Origin of the sequence: Paenibacillus sp. OT2-17, assembly GCF_009827695.1 — a bacterium.
Lineage (GTDB): Bacteria > Bacillota > Bacilli > Paenibacillales > Paenibacillaceae > Paenibacillus > Paenibacillus polymyxa_B.
The window spans coordinates 1-5,341 of sequence record NZ_WUDQ01000239.1 but is presented as its reverse complement, the minus strand read 5'-3'; the positions used below and the strand labels follow the sequence as shown (position 1 = coordinate 5,341).

The 5,341-nt window shown below is 48.5% G+C and carries 6 protein-coding genes; 5 read left to right on the top strand and 1 reads right to left on the bottom strand.

Annotation, left to right across the window (positions count from 1 at the left end):
- From GRP75_RS18455 to GRP75_RS18440, 4 genes are all read left to right on the top strand, one after another.
- Positions 1 to 513: SDR family NAD(P)-dependent oxidoreductase (locus GRP75_RS18455; RefSeq protein ID WP_160790002.1), on the top strand; the 513-nt coding region annotated here is incomplete at its 5' end.
- 122 nt (positions 514 to 635) lie between these two features.
- Entirely contained in the window at positions 636 to 2,027 is a 1,392-nt protein-coding gene (locus GRP75_RS18450) for a DEAD/DEAH box helicase (protein ID WP_160790001.1), read from the top strand.
- Positions 2,028 to 2,045: 18 nt separating this feature from the next.
- Positions 2,046 to 2,792 (top strand): ABC transporter ATP-binding protein, encoded by a 747-nt coding sequence (locus GRP75_RS18445; RefSeq protein WP_013311782.1) that lies wholly within the window; start codon positions 2,046 to 2,048, stop codon positions 2,790 to 2,792.
- 2 nt (positions 2,793 to 2,794) lie between these two features.
- Positions 2,795 to 4,018, top strand: a complete 1,224-nt coding sequence (locus GRP75_RS18440; RefSeq protein ID WP_160790000.1) for an ABC transporter permease — start codon at positions 2,795 to 2,797, stop codon at positions 4,016 to 4,018.
- 117 nt (positions 4,019 to 4,135) lie between these two features.
- Here GRP75_RS18440 and GRP75_RS29880 read toward each other — a convergent pair whose 3' ends face one another.
- Positions 4,136 to 4,252 (bottom strand): hypothetical protein, encoded by a 117-nt coding sequence (locus GRP75_RS29880; RefSeq protein WP_023990126.1) that lies wholly within the window; start codon positions 4,250 to 4,252, stop codon positions 4,136 to 4,138.
- A 206-nt stretch (positions 4,253 to 4,458) separates the two neighbouring features.
- Between GRP75_RS29880 and GRP75_RS30325 the strand changes: the two genes are divergently transcribed.
- Positions 4,459 to 5,340, top strand: coding sequence for a histidine kinase dimerization/phospho-acceptor domain-containing protein (locus tag GRP75_RS30325; protein WP_272917217.1), 882 nt, complete (start codon positions 4,459 to 4,461; stop codon positions 5,338 to 5,340).
- The last annotated feature ends 1 nt before the right edge of the window (position 5,341 follow it).

Below are 5,341 nucleotides of genomic sequence, written 5' to 3'. Positions count from 1 at the left end.
TACGGAAAGTTTGAGTATTTTAATGAAACCGACCTGACGGAGTTTGAACAAATGATGGACGTGAACTATATGGGTGTTGTTCGCTGCATCAAGGCGTTTCTGCCGCAAATGACAGAGCGGGGCCATGGACAGATTGTCAATGTAGCATCGATGGCCGGGAAAATCGGGACAGCCAAATCGTCCTCTTACACGGCGACGAAGCATGCGTTGCTTGGTTTCAGCAATGCGCTCAGGCAAGAGCTGCGCGGGAGTGGAGTGACTGTAACGACGATTAACCCGGGGCCGATCGACACACCGTTTTTTGAGCTGGCAGATCCTTCAGGAGGATATGTTCGAAATGTAAGCTGGTTTATGCTACAACCTGATAAGGTAGCACGGCATATCGTGAGAGCGATGGAGCTTGGCAAAGAGGAGGTTAATCTGCCACGGTGGGTATCTCCTTTTCTCAAGCTGTATCAGTTAGCTCCCAGACTAACCGATAGGCTGGGTCATGGTGTGATGAATAAGAAATAAAAGATGTCCCGTAAGCCATTAGCTATGGTGAGGGACATCTTTTATTTTTGTGATTTGGTAACAGGGCTATTTTCGCATATAATGGAGAGTAACGAATTTACGTATAGGGGTTGGACCTTTTCATGACATTGAATTTTGAATCGCTCGGCGTTGAACAAGATCTGTTGGACAAACTGACTGAGCATGAAATTACACAGCCTTCGCCAGTTCAGGCAGAGGCTATACCGGAAATAATGAAGGGAAAGCATGTTTTGGCGCGTTCACAAACTGGCACAGGCAAGACACTGGCTTATTTGTTGCCGCTGTTGCAAGCGATTGATCCACAGAAAAAGGCTACGCAAAAGCTGATACTAGCTCCAAGCCAGGAACTGGCCATGCAAATTGTACGTGAGGGTCAGCGCTACGGAGAGCATCGTGGAATCCGTGTACTCGGTCTGATTGGTGGGGCGGCTATCAAACGTCAAATCGAAAAGCTCAAGGATCATCCACAGCTTGTCGTGGGCACACCAGGACGTGTACGGGAACTCATCGCTTCGAAAAAGTTGAAAATGCACAATATTACAGCCATTGTTATTGATGAGGTGGATCAGATGTTCCAGCTCGGCGGAGCAGGCGATGTAACAAACATATTGGGCACCGCCCAACGTGATCGTCAATTGGTATTCCTGTCCGCAACGCTGAACGATGAGATTCAGTCGCTGGCGAAACGAGAGATGCGTGAATATGTAGAAATTGGGATTGATCCCGACCAGAAGACGGCCAGTGGACTGGAACACTATTACTTTGTATCTGAAGAACGGGATAAGGTGGATATGCTGCGCCGTCTAGTGCGTCATTTTAATCCAAGAAAAGCGCTGGTGTTCGTGAATACAACCAATGCCATCGGGGAGATTGAAGCCAAGCTCAAGCATATGGGGCTGACTACGGCGTCCTTGTATGGAGATGCGGATAAAGTCACGCGTAGCAACGTGTTGGCCCGATTCCGCGAGGACAAGCTCAAAGTGCTGGTCGCTTCGGATGTGGCAGCCCGTGGTCTGGATATTGAGGGCCTTGAAATGGTCATTCATTTTGACCCGGCTACGGATAGTCAAGCTTATGTTCACCGTGCAGGACGGACAGGACGGATGGGACGCAAAGGATTGGTGGCGTCGGTTGTCACCGACCGTGAAACGTTCATCATGCGTAAGTTCTCCCGTGAACTGGGCATTGAGATCGCAGAGCGTGCGTTGCACGGAGGTCGAGTAGTTGTGCCGCGTCCGGCGGATGCCAAGCGTGCACCTGTAAGACCATCCGAGGCCAGATCCATGTCTGACGGAGCACAGACGGAAAACCGTAAGGCACCTGTTCGTACCGAAAACGGACGTCTTGGCAGGAATTCCGCGAACGGTTCAGCTCCAGGCAAAAGCAAAGGAGCAGCCTTGTACAAAGCAGGAAAAGCACAGCGTGAGCGTGATCGCAAAAACAAGGGTGCACCAAGATGGCTGAAGGAAAAAGGATCAAAACCGAACGAGTAAGGGAGAAGAGGGGGAGCCATGGAACAACAGCCTGTGTTGCAAATTAACGGACTGACCGGCGGATATAGCGCCAAGCGCCCGGTGCTGCATCAGATTTCGCTGGATGTGAAACCGGGCGAAATGGTAGGATTGATCGGTCTGAACGGGGCCGGGAAAAGTACGACCATGAAGCATATTTTGGGCCTGATGACACCGCAAGCCGGAGAAATTCGTGTGCAGGGTCATAAGCAGGATGAAAATCCCGAGGAGTATCAGGGAGCCATTGCTTTTGTACCTGAATCTCCAGAGCTGTATCCTGAAATGACGGTGATGGAGCATATGGAATTCACGGCCAGAGCGTACGGAGTTAGCGAAGCAGATTTCCGCACACGCAGTGATCAAATGCTGGACTTGTTCCGTATGCGGGATAAAAGTGGAAGTATGTCGATGCATCTGTCTAAAGGGATGCGCCAGAAAGTGATGATTATGTGCGCATTTTTAGCGGGACCGCCGTTGTATGTCATAGATGAGCCTTTTTTGGGTTTGGACCCGCTTGGTATTCGTTCCCTGCTTGACTTTATGTTAGAGATGAAGCGTTCGGGTTCGTCCATTCTGCTCAGTTCTCATATTTTGTCCACGATTGAAAATTATTGCGATCGTTTCATTGTACTTCATCAGGGTGCCATCATTGCACAGGGTACGCTGGACGAAGTGACAGCACAGGCGGGTAAGCCGGGCATGCCGCTGGAAGATGCATTTTATGAGCTGGTACAGGGCAGGGAATGAGCATGGATTTGCAACGTTTGCATAAAGAAAGACGTGTAGCGTTCTGGGGACAGGTGCTGCCCTATCTGGGCTATGTCATTCAGAGCGGTCTGGCGGTGGTCTTCGGCTTTGCACTGATTGCCTTTGCCGCATGGTACACGTCACTGCTGATGCATACTCCACCGGATTTGCCCATCCGCTGGATCATGCTTATTGTGGCTATTCCGATTGCTCATGCGAGCTTTCGTACGTATTTAAACGCGGCGGATATTGTTTTCCTCCGTCCACAGGAGCACGCGATGCACGATTATTTTAAGGCCAGCCGGATTCGGGGTGTGGTGTATAAAATATTCGGTTTGCTATTGCTGTCTATTATCGTGTGGCCGCTGTATATTCGCAGTGATACCGCGCCTAAGCCGCTGCTACTGACCCTGCTACTGTTCGTGCTGTTAAAGCTGCTATTCAGCTACGGCGGCTGGCAAGAGCTTCGCATGGTATCGATTGGCGGGAGTGTAGGCTATCGTCTGCTTCGGTGGGTGTTGGCTGTGCTGATGGTAGCCGCATGGCTATGGCAGCCTCCACTACACAGCGTGCCATTTATCATATTGGTCGGTGTGGTGTACGTGCTTGTTCTGCGTTTTCCGGTCAAGCTGCTAGTGGCTTGGGAAAAGCTGATTCGTACAGAGGGTATGCAGGCTGCTCGGGTGATGCGCACTTTGGGCTGGTTTGTCGATGTGCCCGCCCTTACGCAGAGAGTGACGCCACGTCGTTGGCTGTCCTGGTTGGGAGGTAACATACCTTGGAACAGAAGGGGAGCGTATCGTTACCTGCTGTTTAAGACGTTCCTGCGTACAGAGCCAGCAGGTATTGTCATTCGGCTTGGAATTCTGGGGTTGTTAATTATATATATCACCCATGCTAGCTGGATTGGGATTGCAGAATATTTATTTTTCATATTCCTCATTGGTGTACAGGTCACTTCACTAAGGCAGTATCACAAGGATTCGTTATGGCTTCAGTTATATCCGATTCCTGCGCATAGTCGTCGTGCGTCTTTTCTCGACTTTGTTGTTCGGTTGACGTTGCCGGCTGCTGTGGTTCTGTGGCTTCCTTTTCTGGCAAAAGGAAAGGAAGATCTACTGTCTACACTGCTCACGCTGCTTGGGGGAGTTGCAGTAGTGTTCCTGTTACGAGGCGCTCAAGCCAAAAAATGGCGTTTGGACGGGCAGGATGAAGAAGAAGTGTAATGTGTATCTATGTGAATAAAGTAAAGGCTAATTCGCAAGCAGCAAGAGCTGTCTGCGAATTAGCCTTTTTTTGTAAGCTCACTGCTATCGTAGCCGTGGGTGCAGATATCCGTCTGCTTATATAAAGATCGTTTTGCTGATGATAACTAATAAAATGAACAGTACCAGAATTGTTCCTGTGCTTGTGAATGCGCCGTAACCACCGTAACCGCCTCTTGTTTCTTCTGCTCCCATGCTCATTCTCCTCTCGGTCATTGTGATAAAGGATACATCGTATCTTATGAAGTGGATTTTCAGATTGCGTGGGCCAATGCTCAGGTGTGTTGCCGAATCGCCTTATATTTTTCATCAGATGTAGGGGAGGATAGAGGAAAAGACACGTATTATCGAGAATAGAAGAAGTACGTAGTCATTATCACTTGGAAAGTGGGAAAGACGAGATGCTGGTAGATAAGCTGCTCGTGAACATATTTCTTGTGTTTGTACCGTTATTAGTATATAGCGCTTTGTCAGATCATCGGCATAGGAAACATACCCCGTTGCTTATGGGAGGGGTGTTGGGTGTATCTTCTGTGCTTTGCCTTATGTTTTCGTACATTTGGTATGGATTATATTGGGATCTCCGATATGTTCCTTTGATCCTCTCTGTTTTATATTTTGGTCCTAAGGCAGGGCTTCTGAATATAACGCTGATAGTGATGGCTCGTATGTATATAGATCCTGAGTCTATGGTGGTGAGCTTTCCCAGCATGATGTTGTGTTATTTGGGCCCTCTCTTGGTAAGAAAAAAGTTTATGCAGCTCAATAGTATGTTGCTTCGGGTGGGCATGAATATGCTAATGAGTATATGGACCAATATTGCCATGCTTATATTTTTGTTAATACATTCCTGGGCCAATGGCAGGCTGGATAAGGATGAGGTCGAGCTGATCCGGGCAATACTCTGGTTCGGTGTGATTCAATTCCTAAGCATTGGAGCCTCCTCTTTCTGGATGGAGTTTAGTTTGGAACGGGAAGAAATGAGAAGAAAGATTAAATATGCTGAGCATCTGAATACCTTAGGTGAACTGGCTGCCTCTATGGCTCATGAAGTACGGAATCCGTTGACTGTTGTTAAAGGGTTCCTGCAAATGGTTCAGTCAGGGCTAGAAGGGAAAAATCGCAGATATATTGCTTTGGCACTAGCAGAGGTCGATCGGGCTGAAAGAATTATTAGCGACTATCTGAACTTATCCAGACCGCAGATTGGGAACACAGAGCTGATGGATCTGTCTGGCATGGTTCAACAGATTGTTTTGCTTTTGAAACCGATGGCGACCTAGC